This is a genomic window from Paenibacillus sp. MER 180 (genome assembly GCF_023713665.1).
Classification (GTDB): Bacteria; Bacillota; Bacilli; order Paenibacillales; family Paenibacillaceae; genus Paenibacillus_B; species Paenibacillus_B suaedae.
This window is the reverse complement of record NZ_JAMAVT010000004.1, coordinates 188,390-208,136: the sequence shown is the minus strand read 5'-3', so window position 1 is coordinate 208,136 and position 19,747 is coordinate 188,390. Positions and strand designations below refer to the sequence as shown.

Sequence of the window (19,747 nt, the reverse complement as noted above, 5' to 3'; positions counted from 1 at the left end):
AGTCAATCTATTGCAAAACATATGGATTGCTCCTTGATGGCGAACCCAAATACTGCTATCATTATCGATAAAATATCGCTAGCAGAAGACGTTCGGATCATTTTATGGGCGCCTACGAACATGCTAGTCATGGAGACAAAGGTGGGAGAAACCGATGGGACAACATCGCGCGTACAATTTTAATGCAGGGCCGGCAGCGCTGCCGCTGGCTGTATTGGAGCGAGCACAAGCCGAATTCGTAGATTTTCAAGAGCAAGGCATGTCCATTATGGAAATGTCGCACCGCGGAGCGGTATATGAACAGGTTCATAATGAAGCGAAACAATTGCTGAAGGAATTGCTGAACATTCCTTCCGGGTACGATGTATTGTTCCTGCAAGGCGGAGCTAGCACACAATTCGCGATGGTGCCGATGAATTTGCTCACTGAAGGCAAAGTAGGCGCATATGTACATACCGGAAGCTGGGCGGAGAAAGCAATTAAAGAAGCCGAGCTGATTGGTGCAACGCGCGTTATTGCTTCGACAGAAGCGGATCGCTTTATGCGCGTTCCGACGCCAGAAGAGGTAGTCGCACCAGAGGATGCGGCCTATGTGCACATCACTTCCAATGAGACAATTGGCGGAACGCAGTACCATGCTTATCCAGACAGTGGTTCTGTACCCCTTATTGGGGATTTGTCCAGTGACATTTTGTGCCGTCCAGTAGATGTATCCAAGTTTGGCATGATCTACGCAGGCGCTCAGAAGAATCTGGGGCCATCTGGAGTAACCGTCGTCATTGCGAAGGAAGAACTAATTGCGAGCAGCCCGAAGACGATTCCGACTATGCTTCGCTACAGTACTCATTATAAAAATAATTCCTTGTACAATACACCACCTTCCTTCTCCATCTACATGGTCAATCTGGTGCTGCAATGGCTGAAGGAGCGCGGCGGGCTTGAGCAGGTTGAACGCGATAACCAAGCTAAGGCAGAACTCTTGTACAGCACGATTGATGCTAGCGGAGAGTTCTATCGCGGCTGTGCGGAGCGCGGAAGCCGCTCCCTCATGAACGTGACCTTCCGCTTGGCGGACGAAGAGCTTGAGAAGGCCTTCATTAAGCAAGCTGGCGAAGCAGGATTCGTAGGTCTGAAAGGACACCGCAGCGTTGGCGGGCTCCGTGCTTCCATCTATAACGCAGTTCCATATGAGAGCTGTGAGGCTCTTGCGCAGTTCATGAAGCAGTTCCAACAGCGCAACGGTTAAAGGGAAAAGTGAAATCATTGTTCTTATAAGTAAAAACGAGTTAGTGGGAAGTGTTTCCCGCTAACTCGTTTTTTTGTTTGCCTGTATAGAGCGTCGATTGTCGTTATAACACTTTTTTGAAATGGTACTCCATTTCCCCGGCTAGAGCTTGAGCGGTATCTCCGGTTTCTCTGAAATCATGAATATAGATTTGTTCAAATGCCCCAAAGTCTACTTGCTTATAAAATTCAAAACACGGGAATCCATCATGGCTGCCCTCAACTTCAACGGCACCATTTTCTGTAACTCGTATGTGTAATAAATAATCAACAGGAGGTGCAAGTGCTAGTAATGGATTACTGGCACTTGCACGCATTTGGAACATGACTTCATTAGAGCCCCAACTAATATGGGAACACAAAATGCCCTCTGTACTGGCTTTGCCGGTTCTTTTATGCTCAGAGCCATCTGGGTGAGTCACTTTTTCGGTTGTGATGCCAGTATTCGAATAGGAGAACACTTCCTTTTTATAAAAATCAACAACAACTTCTTGCTCAACTCTGGAACGCATCGCGTTTACGGCATACGGTGTAAATTCGCGAGTGTCGCCTTCGTATTGAATGATATTTCCCGTATCCAACTCTTGCTTCGGCTCCGTCCAAGACATAGGTATAAAAACACTTGCTCGAATTTTAACAATGTTCGCCATAGCACCCTCCATGGTCATGTAATTGTGTTCGTTCATTCATAATAGCCCAAGGCGTTGATTATGCATAAGCCTTATGCAGTAATTTACATGGAATAATAAAAACCCCGCCTGCTCGGGGAAACAGGCGGGGCTATATCGAAAATGAGGAATAAGTTAGGCCAAGTGACGCTTTGTCGGTTCTGTAAGCTTGTAGCCTACATTGCGAATCGTCATGATATATTCAGGGCTGCGCGCGTTTTTCTCCAGTTTGTCGCGCAGATGGCTAATATGGACATCGACGATGCGTGTATCGCCGAGGAAGTGATAATCCCATACGCCGTGCAGCAGCTGCTGTCGGCTCAATACCTTGCCGCGATGACGGCATAGGAAGACGAGCAGTTCGAACTCTTTCGGAGTTAACTCCACATCCCGGCCTTCCAGCTTCACTTCTCGCTGATCCGCCATGACGTGCAGACTGCCGATTTGGTACACCTGTCCTTCATCTACAAGAGGAAGGGAACGGATGCGGCGCATAACAGCCTGAATGCGGGATATAAGCTCCTGCGGGGAGAAAGGCTTCGTCATATAATCGTCAGCCCCATTATCTAATCCATCAATCTTATCGCCTATTTCATGCATCGCTGTCAGCATAATGACAGGCACCATATTGTTCGCCACGCGCAGCTTGCGGCATACTTCCAATCCATCGCTCTTCGGCAGCATGCGGTCAAGTATGATCAGATCTGGACGGAAAGTGGATAGAACATCAAATACAGCCTCCCCATCATAAACACACAGAACGTCATAGCCGGCCAGCTTCAAATTATATTCAATGAGGGTAGAGATTGAAGGTTCGTCATCAACAACTAAAATTTTGGATTTCAAAATAGTCCCTCCCACAATTCTTTTAGTAAGTAATCGGTTGAACGATTTATTGCATTCGATATCGTGCACCAAATTGTTTACCGATCGAATGCCATATACCAACATTATGAAGGATATTCGTCAGCGGCATATTAAGCAAACGTAAACTGGGTGTAAAAAATAGAGGAACCGATGCTCGGTTCCTCTTCAACATTTCGGATGTATTTCATGTGATCAATGATATTCAATGGATTAATTAATACTCACGTGACGTAGAAAAGCAGCTTAGGCACTAACTTGCTGTTTCGCTTTCTCGTCCTGCTGCTTATGGAAGAACGGCCACCAGTTGGCAGAACCGAACGTCTTGACCATGACGGGTACGAAGAACGGCAGGATGAGGAACGTATACAGGGTAAGTCCGGATAATACGACGGTTGCAATTTGCATCATGGACAGTACGCCTGATGGATAGAAGGAAGCAAATGTTCCTCCTAAGATGATTACGGCAGAAATAATAACCGTCCCCATATTTTTCATCGCGTATAGGATTGCATCCTTCACATCCAGATGCTTATTCTCATTGAAGCGCTCCATCAAGAAGATGCTGTAATCGACGCCAAGTGCCATCAGCATAACGAAGCCGAAGAATGGAGCTGCCCATGTAACGCCGGAGTAATCCAGCATCTTCGTAAAGATCACTTCCGTAATTCCCATCGAAGTGAAGAAGGTAAGCAGCAAGGATGCTACGATATACAGCGGCATAATGATGGATCGGAACAGGACAATCAGGATGAGCAATATGCCGATGATCATGTACGTTACGGTTCTCATATAATCTTCACCAGACATTTGCTTCAAGTCGGCAAACGTGCTCGATACACCGCCAACTGCGATCGTCGCCTTTTCCAAGGAAGTTCCCTTCACACTGCGATCCACAGCTGCCTTCACAGCGTCGATCCGATCGATAGCCGGGGTTCCATATGGATTATCAGCAAAGATGACGTCCAAGGTCATTACACTGCGATCCTCGGATAAGTACATATCGAGCGCCTTGCGGAAGGCGTCATTCGTTAATACTTCATCAGGAACGAACCAGCCGCCAAGCTCTTTATCCGGCGCTGTACTTACATTTTGCAAATATCCCTGAGCAGAGTTGAGCCCATCCGATACTTGCGTCAATCCATCGGCTCCATCCTTCAAGCCGGTCGTCAGCTTGCCAATCTGATCAGATAATTGCGAGAAGCCGTCTCCGATCTGTTTTTGGCCAGCTTGAAGTTTATCAAGTCCTGTTATGATGCCAGGGACTTTGCTAATGATTTGGCCTTGGCCATTGGCTGCCTGCTTCAGACCTGACTCTAGCTGCGAGATGCCTGCAATGAGCTGATCGAACCCTGATGCCAGCGCCTTCTGGCCGGTAGTGGCTTGCTCGTAGCCTTGGTTCGCCTGAGCCATGCCTCCGTTTACTTTCGCTAATGTAGATTGCATCTGTCCAAGAGCGCCGGATAATTGGGCTGCCCCTTGCCCAGCAGCGGTTACGGTACCGCGAATTGTCATATAATCAGCGTCTTTCAACAAATCTGGGAAGCGTTCCTCCAAGCTTGCGAATCGGCCCGTTAACGATTGCAGCGACTTGGTCAATTCGCTGAACTGTGTATTCATTTGGCCAACGCCGCTTGTTATTTCAGTAAGACCTTGCCCAATCTGCTTATAGGTATCGAGCAGCTTCTGATGAGCTTGGGCCAGCTTTTGCGCACTCTCCTTGGCCTGCTTCAGACCTTGCTGCAGTTGGCCGGCACCGGCAGAACCATCGCGAATGCCGGATTCAATGCGACCAAGTCCGTCATTCAGCTGCTTGATTCCGGATTTCAGTTCTTCGGTTCCCGCGGTGAGCTGTGCTGCTCCGCTAGCTGCCTCTTTGAGCTTAGGCTCGTTTTTGCTTAATTCGTTGCTTGCTTCGGACAATCCATCTTTAATTTTGGATAATCCGTCATTTCCCTTGGACAGGCCGCTGTCAAGTGTCTTGACCTGTTCGGTAATTTGGAAGTCTTTGATTTCATCGCCTGCAGGTCGGCTAAGGCTGCGAACGCCCGATACGCCATCTACCTTAATCAGCTCACGGCTCATTTTCTCGGCTACAGCCATATATTCGCCCACCTGAAGCGGGGAAGAGCTCTTGATGACGACCTGGGTCGGCATGGATTCGCCAGGCTCGAAGCTGTCTGCAATAATGTTGAAGGCTTTGACGGAATCGTATTTATCTCCGATTTCCTCCAAGCTGTTAAATGATACTTCACCTTTATAGGATATTAGGAACGGCACGGTGACAGCTGCAACCACGAGCATCGCTGCCAGCGGTCGGCGCAGTGAGAATGAGCCAATGGCACCCCATGAACGGCTTTCTTTATGCTCAATCGATTTCTTCGCTGGCCAGAACAGCTTCTTGCCGAGCACGGCCATGAAGAACGGTACGACCGTTACTAACGCGAGCAGCATAATCGCAATTCCAATGGCAACTGCAACGGCAGAACGATACAAATTGAATTCGGAAAATCCAATCACGGAAAAACCGACAAGTACGGCGATTCCGGAGAAGAGGACTGTTTTGCCGGCAGTACGGTACGTAGCGGCAATCGCATCCCATAGATCGTCGTGCTTAGCGAGCTCTTCCTTATACCGACTGAGGAGCAGGATGCAGTAATCCGTTCCAATTCCGAATAAGACAGCCACCATAAAGATTTGCGTGAACGTCGATAACGGGAATTGGGTGCTTTCGACAAGAAATGCGACAATGGATTGTGAAATGATATAGCTCAGACCGACTGTTAGCAGCGGAATGAAGGCTGCGACGATCGAGCGGAAGACGAAAAATAGGATGGCTAGAATGAATACAACGGTAATCAGTTCCGACTTCTTCAAGCCCTCTTGTGAGCTGACGAGTTGGTCATTTTCAATTAGCTTTTGACCTGTAATGTAGTGCTCAACAGAAGTAGAAACGAGTTCTTTATTGATTTGATCACGAATCTCTACCGGATTCGCTATCTCGGTGCTGACTAATAGGGAGGTGAGTACAGTTTTGTTGTCTTTGGAAATTAATTTAGCCTTTAATTCCGTCTGTCCGTATGGTTCGAGCATGGAGACGATATGAAGGCTGTTTTTGTTTTGATTGAGCTGTTGAATAGCCTGCTGAATGTCTTTGGTGTCCTTATCAGTCATTCCATTTGGACTATGGAAGACCAATGCCATACTCGTTTCATGCACATTGCCTTTCGCATTGGACACTTCATCCATGATGCGGATCGCTTCTGCAGAGGAGTAGCCGTCAGGTACGCCAATCGTACCATGCTCCTTCACAAGCTCAGATAGCGACGGTGCTGCTATGGCAAGAATAACAGCAACCGCAATCCAGGCCGTCATGACGGCCCATCTTGCTTTTAGTATCGTTCTCATGTTTGATTCTTCCCTTCTGTCATCAAGCGGGCGAGCTTCTCGTACGTCCCGATGAAGGATTCAACTTCCGCTTCATTAAAATGAATCAGATAAGAGGAGACAATGTCCTGTACCTGCTTATCCACTTGCTCATAGACCTTCTGCCCTTCCTCGGTTAAGGACAGTTCGATGACGCGACGATCCTCCTCAGCAGGTGTTCGTTCTACATATCCGTGATCGACAAGTCTATTAATAATGGCGGTAATGGAGCTCTTGACGACCATAAATACGGCGGCCAAATCAGTGGAAGTGCACTGCCCACGCTGATGAAGTACGCACATAATCTGGTATTGATCGATGGTAAGATGATTGGGAATTGCTTCTCCGATCTCGTTAAATAAATGCTTCATTACAGTAAATTCCGCAGCGATATACCGTTCGATGAGGGTTTTGGCATCTCGATTCACAACAATAGCTCCCTTATGATTTTAAATAGTTCGATAATCAAATCGTTCAATAGTCGAATCGTTCGATTGTAGAACTATAATAATTCATGCAAAATCCAATGTCAAACCCCCACATCTATGAACATGGTGCAACAAGATCTATTTACTTGCTGTGCACGGAAATCTATAAGCTTGCCATATTGGTGTATAATATAACAATGAAATATGTGAGGTGAACATCAGATGGCTTTCAACATCGTTCTGGTTGAACCAGAAATACCAGCTAACACAGGAAATATTGCGCGTACTTGCGCAGCGACGGGTACTCATCTGCACTTGGTTCGTCCACTCGGGTTCCGAACGGACGATGCGACCTTGAAACGTGCAGGTCTCGATTATTGGTATGCAGTAACGATTCATTACTATGATTCGTTCCAAGAACTTCAGGAGAAATACAAGGACGGCCGCTTCTTCTACTCGACGAAGAAAGCAGACAACTGCTACAGTGACTTCTCGTTCCAGGATGGGGACTTCTTCGTATTCGGCAAGGAGACAAAAGGTCTCCCTGAGGATATTATTCATGCGAATCCAGAGACTTGCATGCGTATGCCAATGACGGATAAGGTTCGGTCACTCAACTTGTCTAATGCAGCGGCAATTGTCGTATATGAAGCACTGCGTCAAGTAGACTTCTTTAATTTGCGGTAATTGCACCTTATTACAAGATTTGAATAAAAACGAATTGAATTGACAAATTTCAGCAGGATTTTGGATCGAGGCATCGAAGTAGTAGGGGCAGTAGTTTCGAGGGTAAACATGAGAGAAGAGAATATTCAAGAGAGGTGGAACTGATGAAACCTGCCGGTGTTGTCCGTAAAGTCGATCAGCTGGGACGTATCGTACTTCCCAAATCACTGAGGAAGCGCTACCAGATGAACGAAGGGGATCCTGTTGAAATTTTGGTTCAAGGAGATCATATTATTTTAGAGCGCTACCGTCCGAAATGCGTATTTTGTGGGTCAATGGATGGGGTAGCAGATTTCAAGGATCGATACATATGCGCACAATGTATGCATGAAATGACTCACTTGGCTCGATAAAGAGAAACAAGAGGCGAAGCATCACACTCGGTGATGCTTCTTTTTAATTTGTGGAGATATAAATAAGCCAAGGGGAGAGGAGATTCTCCGACCTTGGCTGTATGATTATGCTAGTAGTAGTGCTTGAAGGAAATGCAGGGGAATTACATACGCAGTAAGTCAGCATGCACAATGTCATTCGTAACAGGATGACGCTGAATCTCCTTGACGGTTGCTGTAATCGGATCCGCTCCATCGAAGCTGAGTTCCAATTGGCTGCTTTTCGTATCTCTGACCCACATGGAGAACTTCTTCTCATCCAAGTGAAGATTCACGCTCGTCCCCTTGTGCAGCAGGACACAAGGCAGCCGTCCTTCCTTGCGAAGCTGCCGAAGCGCTCCCCGATTCTCACTGTTTCTTGTTACTGCCTGAAAATGCTGCATCATGACAAACCTCTCCTTTTGATATGTTCGTTGATCGCAGCTATGGCTCATGCTTCCCAGCAGGAACGCTAGCTGTCCGATAGATGACCAATATACAGCTTCTTTGCTCGGAGATTTCGCGATTTGGGCGATAACCTGCCGAGTATTTAATCTCAATAACTTGCTCTTCCTGCAGCGTTGCCAAAAACTCATTTGCCTTCTGCTCCGCTGTCACTGAGCCTACGTCTACAAACTCTCTTACCTGGATCATTGCATCAGTCCTTTCCTCACAGTAGACCATTAAATGTAAAATCCTATAAATATGCACGAAGGCATCTCGCCCCAGTGGGGCGAAATGCCTCGTTATTCTTATCGTATCAAGTTAGGTAACGGGTGTCAATCCAACCGGATGTATCCATATTTAGAAATGGAAGCATAAAAAAGAAGCCTTCCGCAATCGGAAAGCTCCTTCTTCTTACAAGCCGCTCGTCTTATCCTCATTGTAGCCAGCTGTTAACATAGCTACGATGAACATTGCGAATACGAGCATAATGATCCCAAAAGTTACGGACATGATATGCACACCCCCAATGGATGCCTTTATTATACCCAAAACATACCAAAATGAAAATATGAAATGCAGGTTGTTCCGTAAGTTGTCATTTGAAGAACAAGAAATGAGTAGGAAGAGATCGCATCTCGCCATCAGATGGTGTGTTGACAACTCGTCCATTGAATACAAGCGTCGATGAGCCTCCACCATCCAGGTTGTATGCATCTCTTACGCCGAGATTCGCCAGCTTGCGCTGCAGTTCCTCCAACGTAGCACCGGAGCTGCCGCCTTCGTTATAGCCGTCTACAACTAAGATGAGCAGCTGATCATCCTTGTAATTGCCGATAACGGTACGGGGCGCCCTCGCGGGTGACGTCTTCCATTTATCAGGGATCGTAAGACTCGCACCATTCTTTAATAGAACAGGGACGAAGGTTGCTCCATATTCAGGCTTAAGCTTGTCCAGCTCTTCCTTCTGATAGAACTGTCCGCCAATCAAGCGGGAATTGATGTCCATGCCGACGAAGGACAGATTCTTGAAGCTTGGTTCGAATGAGGGGACGTATTTGCCATTCACCACGGTCGTTCCAAGTGGATAGCGTTTGCCTCTGCTCTCTGCATAACCGCCAGCGTTAATGCCAGCAATGGCATTATGCCGCTTCACAGCTTGCATCGTCGTCTCCGATCCACCATACTCGTCGCGGCCAAGCGTCATTTGCATTGCCTGCGGATCCTTCAATTTGACCTTCATCGCATATCCACGATAAGTGGGCTGATTGATTGTGTATAATTCCGCGCGCAGCTTCTCGCTGTCGATGCGCTCCTTCGGTGTGCCGAGCCGCGATGATATCCGGCGATCATAGATACGCTCTGGCCGCTTCGCTTGGCTGTTCGCCGATTGAACGATGTCATTCATCGTTGTGGTCGTCCGATTATACAAGGTAGAGATACGTCGTACGGATTCGATTGTATAGACGGCCGTCTCCTTCGCTTGATCCAATTGAGAGGATACTTGAGCCTGCGTCTTATTGAATGCTGCTGGCTCCGCAAGCGGCTTGTTATCGAATTGAAGCGACACGCTCTGCGAAGAGATCAGCATCCAGATCATCATGCCAAGAAAAGGTGCAGTGATCATCATGAATAGCCGATTGACCACTTTTACTTGCAATTTCATAAAAACCGCCTCGCTTGTTATTTCAACAAATCCATCTTCTTCTGCAGCTCCGCAAGCTGCTTCTTCACTTCGTTCAATTGTGTATACAGCTTGTTGCTGTTGTCTGTTTTGTTCGAAGTATTATCCTTTGTAAACGTAAGTAGTTCATTGAACGATTGAACTTTGCTTTGCATGGCATCCATCTTCTTATTTAACTCGCCGAGCTGCTTTTCATAGTCTAATTTGACTTGCTGCAGTTGGGCCTCGGTTTGCACTTGAATTTCCTGAAGCATTGTTTTCTTCATATGAGTGCTGTAGAAGTAGGTAGCCGTTACTCCAATACCGATCATAATGACCCAGAAGAGGAGAAACCATTTGGCGCTAGCTCCGCTCGTCTTCGTTCGGGAGCGACGTGCCGTGTCGCGTTCCGTCTGTGCTGTTGGTTGCAATTGAATCACCTCGAAAGAAGTCGAATGGTAACGTAAAAACATTACCCATTCTAGCATGAATTCTATCATTATTGGGGGCGGAGATGCAAAATTCATACAAATCTTGCATTGAAGTTACAGGAAGCGTTCGTTAGAATAAAGTAAGGTTTATGATGAAAATTGTCGATAAATGATTCTTCTGTCAGGGGTAAAAAAGAGAAATGGAAAAAATAGAAATAAAATCGAAAAATTTGAAAACGATTACAAAAATAGGGTTATTGCTTTTGCTCGTCTTGCAATGTTGGTTCGTATTTGTAACGATTCGGTATCCTTATTTAGGGATCCGTGTGCAAGTAGAGCAGGGGGTATGGACAATCGCTGAATTCTCCAATGAGGCATTCGCGACAAGACAGCAGCTGCAGGTTGGAGATCGGATTGTAAGCATTAACGGCAGCCCGCCAAGTGAACATCCAACCGTCCGACGATGGCACACGCTTGAACAAGCGGAATATTTCGTTATCGATCACTCTGGGCATAGCAGGCTTATCGATATGGCGCATGAACCGCGCCATCCGTATTCCGGAGTACTGCCATTTGCGAGTGAGTTTATCTTCATTGTACTTGCAGGATACATATGGTGGAAGGAACGTTCCAGCTTGTCCATGAGAATGCTGTCCTGCTTGCTGCTTATAATGGTCATCATCTATATGAGCATGGGAGCTACATTCCGGGGAGATATGCTTGGTCAGATTATAATTTGGTGCGCCGTAGCCTTAATACCGATCGTTCTGCTGCACTTCATCGCACAATTTTTCTATGAGAAAGCGGGGATCGCTTACTCACGGCGCGGCATTCACCTGTTCTATGGAATCGTTGGCTTATACTTTGTGTTAAAAACAACGCTTCTTATGACTGATTATGTGTACGACGTGTACCAAATTGACAATATCGTTGCTGATTGGCTCTTTGTGAGCGGGGTGGCCTACAATTTCTATTGGATCGCATCCACTTATTATCACAATCGGTTAAGCTCCCCTCATATCGCATCTGTCATTCGTTATGTGTGGATATGGATGGGGATTGCATTTACACCTATCCTGTTATTGACCTATGTTCCAATGATTTTCCGTCAGGATCCGCTTGTATCGCCGCTGCTGACAGGCTGGTTCACACTGTTGCTGCCATTAAGCTTCGTGTATTTGAATCGGTTCCATAAATTGTCTGACTTTGAGATTGTCATTAAGCGGGTCGTGTCGCTTATTCTTATCGCCATGGTTCCGGGGGCACTCCTTGTTGGATTGAATGCGATCATCTTCGTTGAATCTCATACGATCGTGCAGCATATATTCAGCTTTGGCTTTATCGTTATCTTATTGTCCGTTCTGCTGTACAGCTTCCCATACTTCAATCGGAAGCTTACAACAGCAATTTATCCGAGCAATCAGCGGCTGAAGGAGTCGCTGCAGCTGATTACGGCTCAATTAACTGCACTAGATACGATGCAGGAATGGAGCAAGGCGATCCTCTACTCCCTCATCAAGACCTTGAAGGTTCGGGGGGCAGCACTTGTGATCAAAAACCCGCATAATGATATCGAGCTCTATATTGATGGTGGACTCGATGCAACAGATGTGGAGCGGCGAGTTCGTTCGGGTCAATTCTATTCCGAGTCGGCTTATTGGTTCGAGGTTGAGCGGCATGATGTGTACATTGCGTATTTGGTAGTCGCACATCGTGAAGATGGAACTGAGCTGAACATGGAGGAACAAGAATGGATACGTCAGTTAATCCGCTATATGAATATCGGCATGAAGAAAGTGATGATGATTCATTTGCTGAATACGCAAGTAGAGCGGCTGAAACGGGAAACCGAACGGAAGCCTGTAACCTTGCAATCCTTAACAACAGGGCCGTGGGTGATTGAGAAAATGTTCGGCTCTATGGAGAAGGACAAAGGGAAACTGTCCAACATGCTGCAGCATACGGTTATGCGGCGCTTGCATGATGTTGGCATGCAGCTTGATGCCATTCACGCAAACACGGAAGCGACCGCTGTTCGGGAGCAGCTAGCTCAAGTAGAGAAGCAGTTGACAGACGTGAATATGGAACTGCGGCATACCTGTCTGGGGCTTGATCCGCAGCTTATGCACACGGCGGGCTTCGCTAATGCGGTTCGGCAATATATTGAAGGAGAATGCGGAGAGTGGAGCGAGCGCGTTCATTTCCAAGTGGATCAGGAAGCTGGGATTGATGCACTGTATCCGGCTATGAAGCTGCATGTATTCCGTATGGTGCAGGAGCTTCTGCATAATTCAGCCCAGCATGCTTATGCCAAAAATATTGACCTTCAAGTACGTAAGGATGAAGGGCAAATTGTCATTCTATATGAAGATGATGGAGTTGGTTTTGAAGCAGCAGCTGTGTTCAATGAACGTGCGAAGGTGAAGGGACTGAAGCTCCTCCGTGCCCGTGTTCTTCTGTTGAATGGCAGTATGACGTGGGATGCTTCACCAGGAGAAGGCGTCTGCATTATTATTTCGATTCCATTCCGCATGATGAATGGACTGCTTCGCGGCGGAGAGCCAAGCGCATAGCGTGCAGTTGAGGTTTCATAATTACTGCATATGAAAAAGGAGCGTCTCATCACCAGCTTCGGTGACAGGATGCTCCTTTTTTTGGAATTTTAAAATAGCGGGTTAGATTCCCTGCATAAATCGTGTCTATGTGGAAGAAAACGATGTACAATCGCTCCATGTTCATTCACTAAAGCCGCACGAGAGCTAGTTGTACCTTGAACGATTATTAATATGTATTGAGGTATAGTAGTTACCATCGATAAGACATAGAATAGTAGTAGTACTGCACCCAACAATGAAGGGGCTTTAAACTTTGCGCACAATTTCTATATAATGTATTTATGATGCCGGATGCGCTTACATGTGACAAGATTGTGATGACTGCAAATCATACTCACCATTGCATTAATAAAGCGTTGGGTGTATCATTTTTGGAAATAGGAAGGGATGATACCGTTATGCAATATAATTTTTCTGCTCGCGTTCGCTCTGTAGAGAGCTCGGTAGTGCGCGATATTTTGAAATTAACACAGGGCAAGTCGATAATCTCTTTCGCTGGAGGATTACCGGCAGACGAACTGTTCCCAATTGATGCGATTCGTGAAGCTTCTGAGCGTGTATTCCGTCAAGGCCCGCAAGCCTTGCAATACGGATTGACAGAAGGTGCCGTTGTGCTGCGTGAGAGACTGGCTGCTCGTATGCAAGCCAATCGCGGCATTGAATCGGAAGCAGATGAGATTCTAGTTACATCAGGCTCTCAGCAAGCGATTGACTTGTACGCAAGAGCATTGCTGGATCCAGGTGATGTTGTCCTCGTGGAGAATCCAACTTATCTTGCTTGCCTGCAAGTGCTTGGTTCCTACAGCGCCCGCATCATTCCGGTGGAGAGCGACAGCAACGGTATGGTTCCGGAAGATCTGGCTGCTAAGCTGAAAGAACATAATCCGAAATTTGTATATGTAGTACCAACGTTCAGCAATCCGACAGGACGAGTATGGAGCCTGGAGCGCAGACAAGCGTTGCTGGATCTATGCCGCGAGCATGAAGTTCTCATATTTGAGGATGATCCATACGGAGATTTGAAGTTTACAGATAACAAGGTACCGAATATCGCTTCCCTGGAAGGGAAAACAGAGGAGCGAATTGTAGCCTATACGAGCACGTTCAGTAAGACAGTTGCCCCAGGACTGCGCACAGGCTGGATCGTTGCGGATAAGCAGGTTATTCGCATGATGGCTCGCGCGAAGCAATCTGCGGATCTCCATTCCAGTGTTCTGGATCAATTGATCCTTAGTGAGATGCTCTTACCAGAAGTATTTGATCTGGATGGACATATTCGCAAGCTGTCTTCCGTGTACAAAGAACGAATGGAGACGATGGCCTCCGAATTGCAGCAGGAGATGTGGAAGGACGCGAAGTGGAATACGCCTCAAGGCGGCATGTTCTTCTGGGTAGAGCTTCCTGAAGGCTTGGATGCCCAAGCATTGCTCAAGGTTGCTGTAGAGAAGGGTGTAGCATTCGTTCCGGGCATGTCCTTCTATGCAGGTGAACCAAATCGCAACACAATGCGTCTTAACTATTCGTTTGCGCAGCCGAGTGTCATCCGTACCGGAATGGAGCGCCTGACAGAGGCAGCCTCCGAATTCTTGGGCCGTTACTCTGGTGTGTAAGCAATCGTACGCAAAACGTTCGTAAATGTAGAGATCATGAGAAGCAAGCAGTCCTGTCTGGGCTGCTTGCTTTTTTTTGAAACTGGATGGGGTTGGAAATGGATTGCATTGGACAGGTCTGAGATATATGGCTAACGATCTGTTGCCGCGACAGGGTAAAAAATCCGAAAATGGACTAAGGCGATAATCCTGGCAGCTGCGCAAGAATATTCGCATATTGTGCAATAGCCGCTGTCCCTTCGGAGGTCAATGCATAAATCCCCCGGCTCTGGCGCTCGAACCACCCGTAGTAATTTTTCTGCAAAATGCTGGCCGCATCACCAACTGCAGCTCTGCTGCGAACAACTGCAGCTCGAAGCGGGCCCTCCTGCAGCACATTAGCCACTCGAAGCGCTTTCTCACGATAGGCTGTAACGAGCGGCTGCTTCGTCGTGCCGCCTACGTTATAGTCGCCGCTGCGCGCATGGAATTCACGGACAAGTCTTGCGGCTCTAGTCTTGGACGTTCTGACAGGTTTTGAATTATACACCACTTTTTCCGCTTGCTCTACCCACCCTGGTGGATGACAGATCGCCTCCACAAATGGCGCCTTGCGTTTATAGAAGGTGACGAGCAGAAAGCCTAATCCGAGCCGTTCGCATAATTGTCGAAGTCCGGAAACCGGGTGGCTGCTGCGGGTTGCTTTTTTTTTGGCAACAGCAACGTATACGGTCGACGACAGCTTTAAGCGATCAAGCGCCTGAAGGAGCAGCGTCACGTTGAAGGAAGACTTCAATTCGATAATAATCGGCTCTGCTTCCGGTGCATCTGGGCGGATAGCAACCATATCACAATGGCGCACCTCACCACGAACATGATATCCAATCGCCTCAAAGTACGTCTTAATTGGGGCGTACAGCTCTGTTTCTTTAAGAATGACTCTAGACGAGTCCACTTGCTTCTCTCTCGTCTCCTTCGTCTCCTGTTGTTGCTCCAGCTCTGCTGCGACTGAATCCGAGCGGACAGGCGATGCACTCTGTGAGCGTGCAGATTGCTTCGTTTTTTTGGCTCGAGTAGAAGGGGATGTTGATTTGCCCATACGAACGGTTGCTCCTTTCCCGATGAAAAAGGGGGGACAAATCATGTGATGATTTCTCCGGGCCTCTTTCCTATAACTCTTCGTCCCATTATACCATGCTCATGATCGAACCAAAGGTTGGGCTTATATATGCAGAAAATTTCGTGATATTCACAGGCTTGTTCCGCATAGTTATGTAGTACACTAATTTTTTCTCTAAAGTGAGACAGACGCAAAGCGGCGATGGAGGGCTGTGTTGCAAATCGGGAGCAATGGAGGTTTAAAGGGATGGACATATTCAAACGGATTTCAGAACATCGTGCCGAAAGTGAACAATTGGCCTGGACCGGAACATTTAAACAATATGTCGAGTTGCTGCGTCGTGACCCCGCTCCGGCGATGACGGCACATGCGCGCGTGTATGAGATGATTGCGTCGTATGGTGTGGAAGAGGTTAACGGGCAGACCAGATATAAGTTTTTCGATAAGGAAATATTCGGTCTTGACCGTGCCATTGAGAAGCTGGTGGAAGAATATTTCCACTCTGCTGCGAAGCGGCTTGATGTGCGGAAGCGGATATTGCTATTGATGGGGCCTGTGAGCGGAGGGAAATCAACCCTGGTCACGATGCTGAAGCGGGGCATGGAGCAGTTCTCCCGAACCGAGCGGGGAGCTATATATGCAATCAAGGGCTGCCCTATGCATGAAGAACCGCTGCACCTGATACCGAATGAACTTCGGCCTGAGGTTGAGCGCGAGCTGGGTGTTCGCATTGAGGGAAATCTCTGCCCGTCATGCCAACTGCGATTGAAGACGGAATATGACAACGACATCGAGCAGGTGCTGGTGGAACGAGTGCTTGTATCGGAGGAAAATCGGATTGGGATCGGGACATTCAGTCCATCGGATCCGAAGTCGCAGGATATTGCGGACTTAACGGGAAGCATTGACTTCTCTACGATAACGGAGTTTGGTTCGGAGTCTGATCCGCGCGCGTATCGGTTCGATGGGGAACTGAACAAGGCGAACCGCGGCTTGATGGAATTCCAGGAGATGCTGAAGTGCGATGAGAAGTTCCTGTGGAATCTGCTGTCGCTCACACAGGAGGGGAATTTCAAGGCTGGACGATTTGCGCTGATCTCGGCCGATGAGCTCATCATCGCTCACACCAATGAGGCGGAGTACAAAGGCTTCATCGCGAACAAGAAGAATGAGGCGCTTCAATCCCGTATGATTGTCATGCCGATCCCGTATAACTTGAAGGTGTCGCAGGAAGAGCGCATCTATTCGAAGCTGATCAGTCAGAGCGATATGGGTCATGTTCATATTGCGCCGCATGCGCTCAAGGCAGCTGCCATATTCTCCATCTTGACCCGATTGAAGGAGAGCAAGAAGCAGGGCATGGATTTAGTGAAGAAGATGCGGATGTACGACGGTGAAGAGGTGGAAGGCTATAAGGACAATGATCTGAAGGAAATGCAAAGTGAATTTTCCGAGGAAGGGATGTCAGGCGTAGATCCTCGATATGTTATTAACCGGATATCAAGTGCGCTTATAAAGCAGAATCTTCAATGCATTAACGCATTAGATGTACTGCGTGCCTTGAAGGACGGCTTGGATCAGCATGCTTCGATTACGAAGGAGGAACGGGAACGATATCTCAACTATATCTCGATTGCTCGCAAAGAGTACGACAGCCTTGCGAAGAAGGAAGTGCAGAAGGCATTTGTCTACTCGTTCGAAGAATCTGCGAAGACCTTGTTCGAGAATTATCTAGACAATATTGAGGCATTTTGCAATTGGAAGAAGATACGCGATCCGCTTACGGATGAGGAGCTGGATCCAGATGAGCGGCTTATGCGCTCAATTGAGGAACAAATCGGCGTGTCGGAAAATGCGAAGAAGGCGTTCCGGGAAGAGATCCTCATTCGGCTGTCTTCGTATTCTCGCAAGGGACGCAAATTCGATTACAACAGCCACGACCGATTGCGTGAGGCGGTAGAGAAGAAGCTGTTCTCTGACTTGAAGGATATCGTCAAGATTACGACGTCCACGAAAACGCCAGATGAAACGCAGTTGAAACGCATTAATGAGGTCTCAGCCAGACTGATGGAGGAACATGGGTATTGCCCAGTTTGCGCCAATGAATTGCTTCGCTATGTAGGGAGCTTGCTTAATCGTTAATATAAAGATGGAACGACGGATCATATTTTACATTTCCACCTGCAGCTGCCGCATGCAGGTTTTTTTATGGGAAGATTCATGACCACGAGCTGTCATTAGGATGCGATTGACTTTCACGTATATTCTATCTGCAACTTCTATCTGATTTACCGCTGAAACAGAGAGAAGAAATATCGAATAAAGGCGCAATTTTTTATCATTCGACACGAACAGACAACATTTTTGTTGTACTTTGTAGAATTTTGTTGAGAAATGTTCACAATTTCCCTCTTTCATTTTCCCTATTTTTGCGTAAAAAATAAGTAGAGGGAGTGGAGAGATATGGAAGAGAGAGAAAGTAGAGCAGAATTGCTAGGAAAACGCCGGAGGCATCGCACACGATTAAGGAAGCCAAGCGATGCTCCTGTGGCGAGTGTGTACACGGATTGTTCAGCACCATTCTATGTAACGGAGATTGAGCCGTGGGAACGTGAAGAACGGTGTCAACTGACACCGGATGAATGCATCATGGACGATGAATATTACTATATACACAGCAGATTGACAGTACCGTTCCGCAATGGCAGAGGGCAAGTGAGCTGGGATGTATGGGTTCAAATTAATCCTGAACATGTGCGGCATTCGGCATCCAGCAAGGTGCGCCACGTGAAGGGACGCCTATCATCTGCAATTCCAGGCTACCCGGATACATTGACATTGCCTGTGCAATTGACATTCCAGGGCTCATCGAAGCTGCCAGAGGCGCATCTTGGCGAGGCGGAGCATCCGCTCTATGAGGAGCAGCAGGAAGGTCTATCCTTCCAACGCTGGCTTGAGCTGCGTCCGCTGCATAATCAATATCACCAGCTGTCAGATGCCCGTTAGAGGCACAGCACGTATAATTTTGGCACCTTACCTACAACATTTGAACATCATATCGTGCATTCATACAGCAAGGCACCTTATCTTCTGATAATAAGATGAGGTGCCTTGCTGTCGTATAAGCAATCATGTTGTAGTCGAAGCTTTTATCATTGCGGCTGCTGCTTCCCTAATCCATAGGCGGCAGCAAATCCGAGAATCATCATTAGGATGCTAATGGCAAGTGTACCGATTGAGCCGTTCAGTCCTGGATAAACAACGGCCAGAGAGCCAACGACCATGCCGATAATGATGGCATACATGATTGATGGGAACTTGGCAAGCAAGAAGCGGATGAACTTCGTGCTAACAATGAATCCGACGATTACCCCGGCGCCAATAATGGCAATGAGCGGCAAGTTCAGTGTTGACAAGGCGTGAATTGCGGTCGGATAAGCGCCGAGCAGGAGTAATACGAATGAACCGCTTACGCCAGGCAGAATCATTGCCATGCTTCCGAGCCATCCAGCGAAAAATAAAAATACCCCTGAGGATGCTGTGAGCTCAATAATCGAGTTATGATCGTCTGGTTTGAAAAATGCTGTGCACGCTACGGCAGCGGCTCCAATCAGCAGCAGAATATAGTGGACAGGCTTGAAGTTGCGCGATCCATCTGCTTCTCTCCACAAAAATGGCAATATACCAACAATAAGTCCAAGGAAGAAGAAAAAGGTTGGCTGCGGATGCTCGGCCAATAGCCACTTCATTACTTTACTAAGCAGCAAAATCGCTGAACCGACACCGATGCCTAGCGGGATGAGGAAGCCTAGATGCTTCTTCCACTCCCGGCTGAAGAACCCGCTGATTGAAGCGATCAGTTTCTCATAGAATCTGAGTACAACAGCAATTGTACCCCCACTTACTCCGGGAATCAGGTCACTTGCCCCAATCAGAATCCCGCGAATAATATTTTTCCATTCAAACACGTATCTATCTCCTTTTCTATAGTTACTTTCCACTCCATTGTACATAAAAAGGGCACAGAGTCCAAACGAAGGGGAATTTACACTCGACAACAAAAGTTTACTTGAGTTAATTTAATTACTCAGGTATATTTAATGCATTGCCGGCAAGAA

At 47.3% G+C, this 19,747-nt stretch carries 17 protein-coding genes; 7 read left to right on the top strand and 10 right to left on the bottom strand.

What is annotated here, in order from left to right; all coding sequences use genetic code 11:
- Positions 1 to 154: 154 nt before the first annotated feature.
- A complete protein-coding gene (gene serC / locus M3661_RS08295; RefSeq protein WP_021252587.1) occupies positions 155 to 1,246 on the top strand; it encodes a 3-phosphoserine/phosphohydroxythreonine transaminase in 1,092 nt (363 codons plus the stop codon).
- A 103-nt stretch (positions 1,247 to 1,349) separates the two neighbouring features.
- Here the strand turns inward: serC and M3661_RS08290 are convergent, their stop codons facing one another.
- The 4 genes from M3661_RS08290 to M3661_RS08275 form a co-directional block, all read right to left on the bottom strand.
- Complete coding sequence (locus M3661_RS08290) at positions 1,350 to 1,934, bottom strand: DUF3238 domain-containing protein (RefSeq protein WP_065293389.1); 585 nt, start codon at positions 1,932 to 1,934, stop codon at positions 1,350 to 1,352.
- A gap of 153 nt (positions 1,935 to 2,087) precedes the next feature.
- Positions 2,088 to 2,798 (bottom strand): response regulator transcription factor, encoded by a 711-nt coding sequence (locus M3661_RS08285; protein WP_021252585.1) that lies wholly within the window; start codon positions 2,796 to 2,798, stop codon positions 2,088 to 2,090.
- A 264-nt stretch (positions 2,799 to 3,062) separates the two neighbouring features.
- Entirely contained in the window at positions 3,063 to 6,224 is a 3,162-nt protein-coding gene (locus M3661_RS08280; RefSeq protein ID WP_251483607.1) for an MMPL/RND family transporter, read from the bottom strand.
- Entirely contained in the window at positions 6,221 to 6,670 is a 450-nt protein-coding gene (locus tag M3661_RS08275; RefSeq protein WP_065293387.1) for a MarR family winged helix-turn-helix transcriptional regulator, read from the bottom strand. Before M3661_RS08275 ends, M3661_RS08280 begins: the two co-directional genes overlap by 4 nt.
- A gap of 222 nt (positions 6,671 to 6,892) precedes the next feature.
- On the opposite strand from M3661_RS08275, the gene trmL reads away from it, so the two are divergent.
- Together trmL and M3661_RS08265 are read left to right on the top strand one after the other, a co-directional pair.
- Positions 6,893 to 7,357 (top strand): tRNA (uridine(34)/cytosine(34)/5-carboxymethylaminomethyluridine(34)-2'-O)-methyltransferase TrmL, encoded by a 465-nt coding sequence (trmL, locus tag M3661_RS08270; protein WP_021252582.1) that lies wholly within the window; start codon positions 6,893 to 6,895, stop codon positions 7,355 to 7,357.
- Positions 7,358 to 7,500: 143 nt separating this feature from the next.
- The gene (locus tag M3661_RS08265) at positions 7,501 to 7,749 is read left to right on the top strand and encodes an AbrB/MazE/SpoVT family DNA-binding domain-containing protein (RefSeq protein WP_021261526.1); all 249 of its coding nucleotides are present in this window, start codon (positions 7,501 to 7,503) and stop codon (positions 7,747 to 7,749) included.
- Positions 7,750 to 7,892: 143 nt separating this feature from the next.
- Here M3661_RS08265 and M3661_RS08260 read toward each other — a convergent pair whose 3' ends face one another.
- From M3661_RS08260 to M3661_RS08245, 4 genes are all read right to left on the bottom strand, one after another.
- Positions 7,893 to 8,174 carry a ribosomal 5S rRNA E-loop-binding protein Ctc/L25/TL5 gene (locus M3661_RS08260; protein ID WP_021252580.1) on the bottom strand — a complete coding sequence of 94 codons (282 nt, stop codon included), beginning with the start codon at positions 8,172 to 8,174 and terminating at the stop codon, positions 7,893 to 7,895.
- Positions 8,175 to 8,211: 37 nt separating this feature from the next.
- Complete coding sequence (locus M3661_RS08255) at positions 8,212 to 8,421, bottom strand: sporulation protein Cse60 (RefSeq protein WP_021252579.1); 210 nt, start codon at positions 8,419 to 8,421, stop codon at positions 8,212 to 8,214.
- A gap of 388 nt (positions 8,422 to 8,809) precedes the next feature.
- Positions 8,810 to 9,877 (bottom strand): phosphodiester glycosidase family protein, encoded by a 1,068-nt coding sequence (locus M3661_RS08250; protein ID WP_065293386.1) that lies wholly within the window; start codon positions 9,875 to 9,877, stop codon positions 8,810 to 8,812.
- A 17-nt stretch (positions 9,878 to 9,894) separates the two neighbouring features.
- Positions 9,895 to 10,305: a hypothetical protein gene (locus M3661_RS08245; RefSeq protein ID WP_021252577.1), complete on the bottom strand. Its 411-nt coding sequence runs from the start codon at positions 10,303 to 10,305 to the stop codon at positions 9,895 to 9,897.
- A gap of 200 nt (positions 10,306 to 10,505) precedes the next feature.
- Between M3661_RS08245 and M3661_RS08240 the strand changes: the two genes are divergently transcribed.
- On the top strand, positions 10,506 to 12,878 hold the full coding sequence (locus M3661_RS08240; RefSeq protein WP_065293385.1) for a sensor histidine kinase: 2,373 nt from the start codon (positions 10,506 to 10,508) through the stop codon (positions 12,876 to 12,878).
- 440 nt (positions 12,879 to 13,318) lie between these two features.
- Positions 13,319 to 14,530 carry an aminotransferase-like domain-containing protein gene (locus M3661_RS08235; RefSeq protein ID WP_021252575.1) on the top strand — a complete coding sequence of 404 codons (1,212 nt, stop codon included), beginning with the start codon at positions 13,319 to 13,321 and terminating at the stop codon, positions 14,528 to 14,530.
- Positions 14,531 to 14,705: 175 nt separating this feature from the next.
- Here M3661_RS08235 and M3661_RS08230 read toward each other — a convergent pair whose 3' ends face one another.
- A complete protein-coding gene (locus tag M3661_RS08230; RefSeq protein WP_251483605.1) occupies positions 14,706 to 15,608 on the bottom strand; it encodes a DUF2161 family putative PD-(D/E)XK-type phosphodiesterase in 903 nt (300 codons plus the stop codon).
- Positions 15,609 to 15,875: 267 nt separating this feature from the next.
- Between M3661_RS08230 and M3661_RS08225 the strand changes: the two genes are divergently transcribed.
- Both M3661_RS08225 and M3661_RS08220 read left to right on the top strand, forming a co-directional pair.
- Positions 15,876 to 17,771: a PrkA family serine protein kinase gene (locus M3661_RS08225; protein ID WP_065293384.1), complete on the top strand. Its 1,896-nt coding sequence runs from the start codon at positions 15,876 to 15,878 to the stop codon at positions 17,769 to 17,771.
- Between the two features lie 321 nt (positions 17,772 to 18,092).
- The gene (locus M3661_RS08220) at positions 18,093 to 18,635 is read left to right on the top strand and encodes a DUF2199 domain-containing protein (RefSeq protein WP_065293383.1); all 543 of its coding nucleotides are present in this window, start codon (positions 18,093 to 18,095) and stop codon (positions 18,633 to 18,635) included.
- A 146-nt stretch (positions 18,636 to 18,781) separates the two neighbouring features.
- Here M3661_RS08220 and M3661_RS08215 read toward each other — a convergent pair whose 3' ends face one another.
- The gene (locus tag M3661_RS08215) at positions 18,782 to 19,642 is read right to left on the bottom strand and encodes a DUF368 domain-containing protein (protein ID WP_251483603.1); all 861 of its coding nucleotides are present in this window, start codon (positions 19,640 to 19,642) and stop codon (positions 18,782 to 18,784) included.
- Positions 19,643 to 19,747: the final 105 nt, after the last annotated feature.

What these genes read in the sequence shown, in the direction of transcription:
- trmL (WP_021252582.1), top strand. Translation starts at nt 6,893, where the DNA reads ATGGCTTTCAACATCGTTCTGGTTGAACCAGAAATACCAGCTAACACA.
- M3661_RS08225 (WP_065293384.1), top strand. Translation starts at nt 15,876, where the DNA reads ATGGACATATTCAAACGGATTTCAGAACATCGTGCCGAAAGTGAACAA.
- M3661_RS08240 (WP_065293385.1), top strand. Translation starts at nt 10,506, where the DNA reads ATGGAAAAAATAGAAATAAAATCGAAAAATTTGAAAACGATTACAAAA.
- serC (WP_021252587.1), top strand. Translation starts at nt 155, where the DNA reads ATGGGACAACATCGCGCGTACAATTTTAATGCAGGGCCGGCAGCGCTG.
- M3661_RS08265 (WP_021261526.1), top strand. Translation starts at nt 7,501, where the DNA reads ATGAAACCTGCCGGTGTTGTCCGTAAAGTCGATCAGCTGGGACGTATC.
- M3661_RS08290 (WP_065293389.1), bottom strand. Translation starts at nt 1,934, where the DNA reads ATGGCGAACATTGTTAAAATTCGAGCAAGTGTTTTTATACCTATGTCT.
- M3661_RS08215 (WP_251483603.1), bottom strand. Translation starts at nt 19,642, where the DNA reads ATGTACAATGGAGTGGAAAGTAACTATAGAAAAGGAGATAGATACGTG.
- M3661_RS08230 (WP_251483605.1), bottom strand. Translation starts at nt 15,608, where the DNA reads ATGGGCAAATCAACATCCCCTTCTACTCGAGCCAAAAAAACGAAGCAA.
- M3661_RS08280 (WP_251483607.1), bottom strand. Translation starts at nt 6,224, where the DNA reads ATGAGAACGATACTAAAAGCAAGATGGGCCGTCATGACGGCCTGGATT.
- M3661_RS08250 (WP_065293386.1), bottom strand. Translation starts at nt 9,877, where the DNA reads ATGAAATTGCAAGTAAAAGTGGTCAATCGGCTATTCATGATGATCACT.
- M3661_RS08255 (WP_021252579.1), bottom strand. Translation starts at nt 8,421, where the DNA reads ATGATCCAGGTAAGAGAGTTTGTAGACGTAGGCTCAGTGACAGCGGAG.
- M3661_RS08260 (WP_021252580.1), bottom strand. Translation starts at nt 8,174, where the DNA reads ATGATGCAGCATTTTCAGGCAGTAACAAGAAACAGTGAGAATCGGGGA.
- M3661_RS08220 (WP_065293383.1), top strand. Translation starts at nt 18,093, where the DNA reads ATGGAAGAGAGAGAAAGTAGAGCAGAATTGCTAGGAAAACGCCGGAGG.
- M3661_RS08235 (WP_021252575.1), top strand. Translation starts at nt 13,319, where the DNA reads ATGCAATATAATTTTTCTGCTCGCGTTCGCTCTGTAGAGAGCTCGGTA.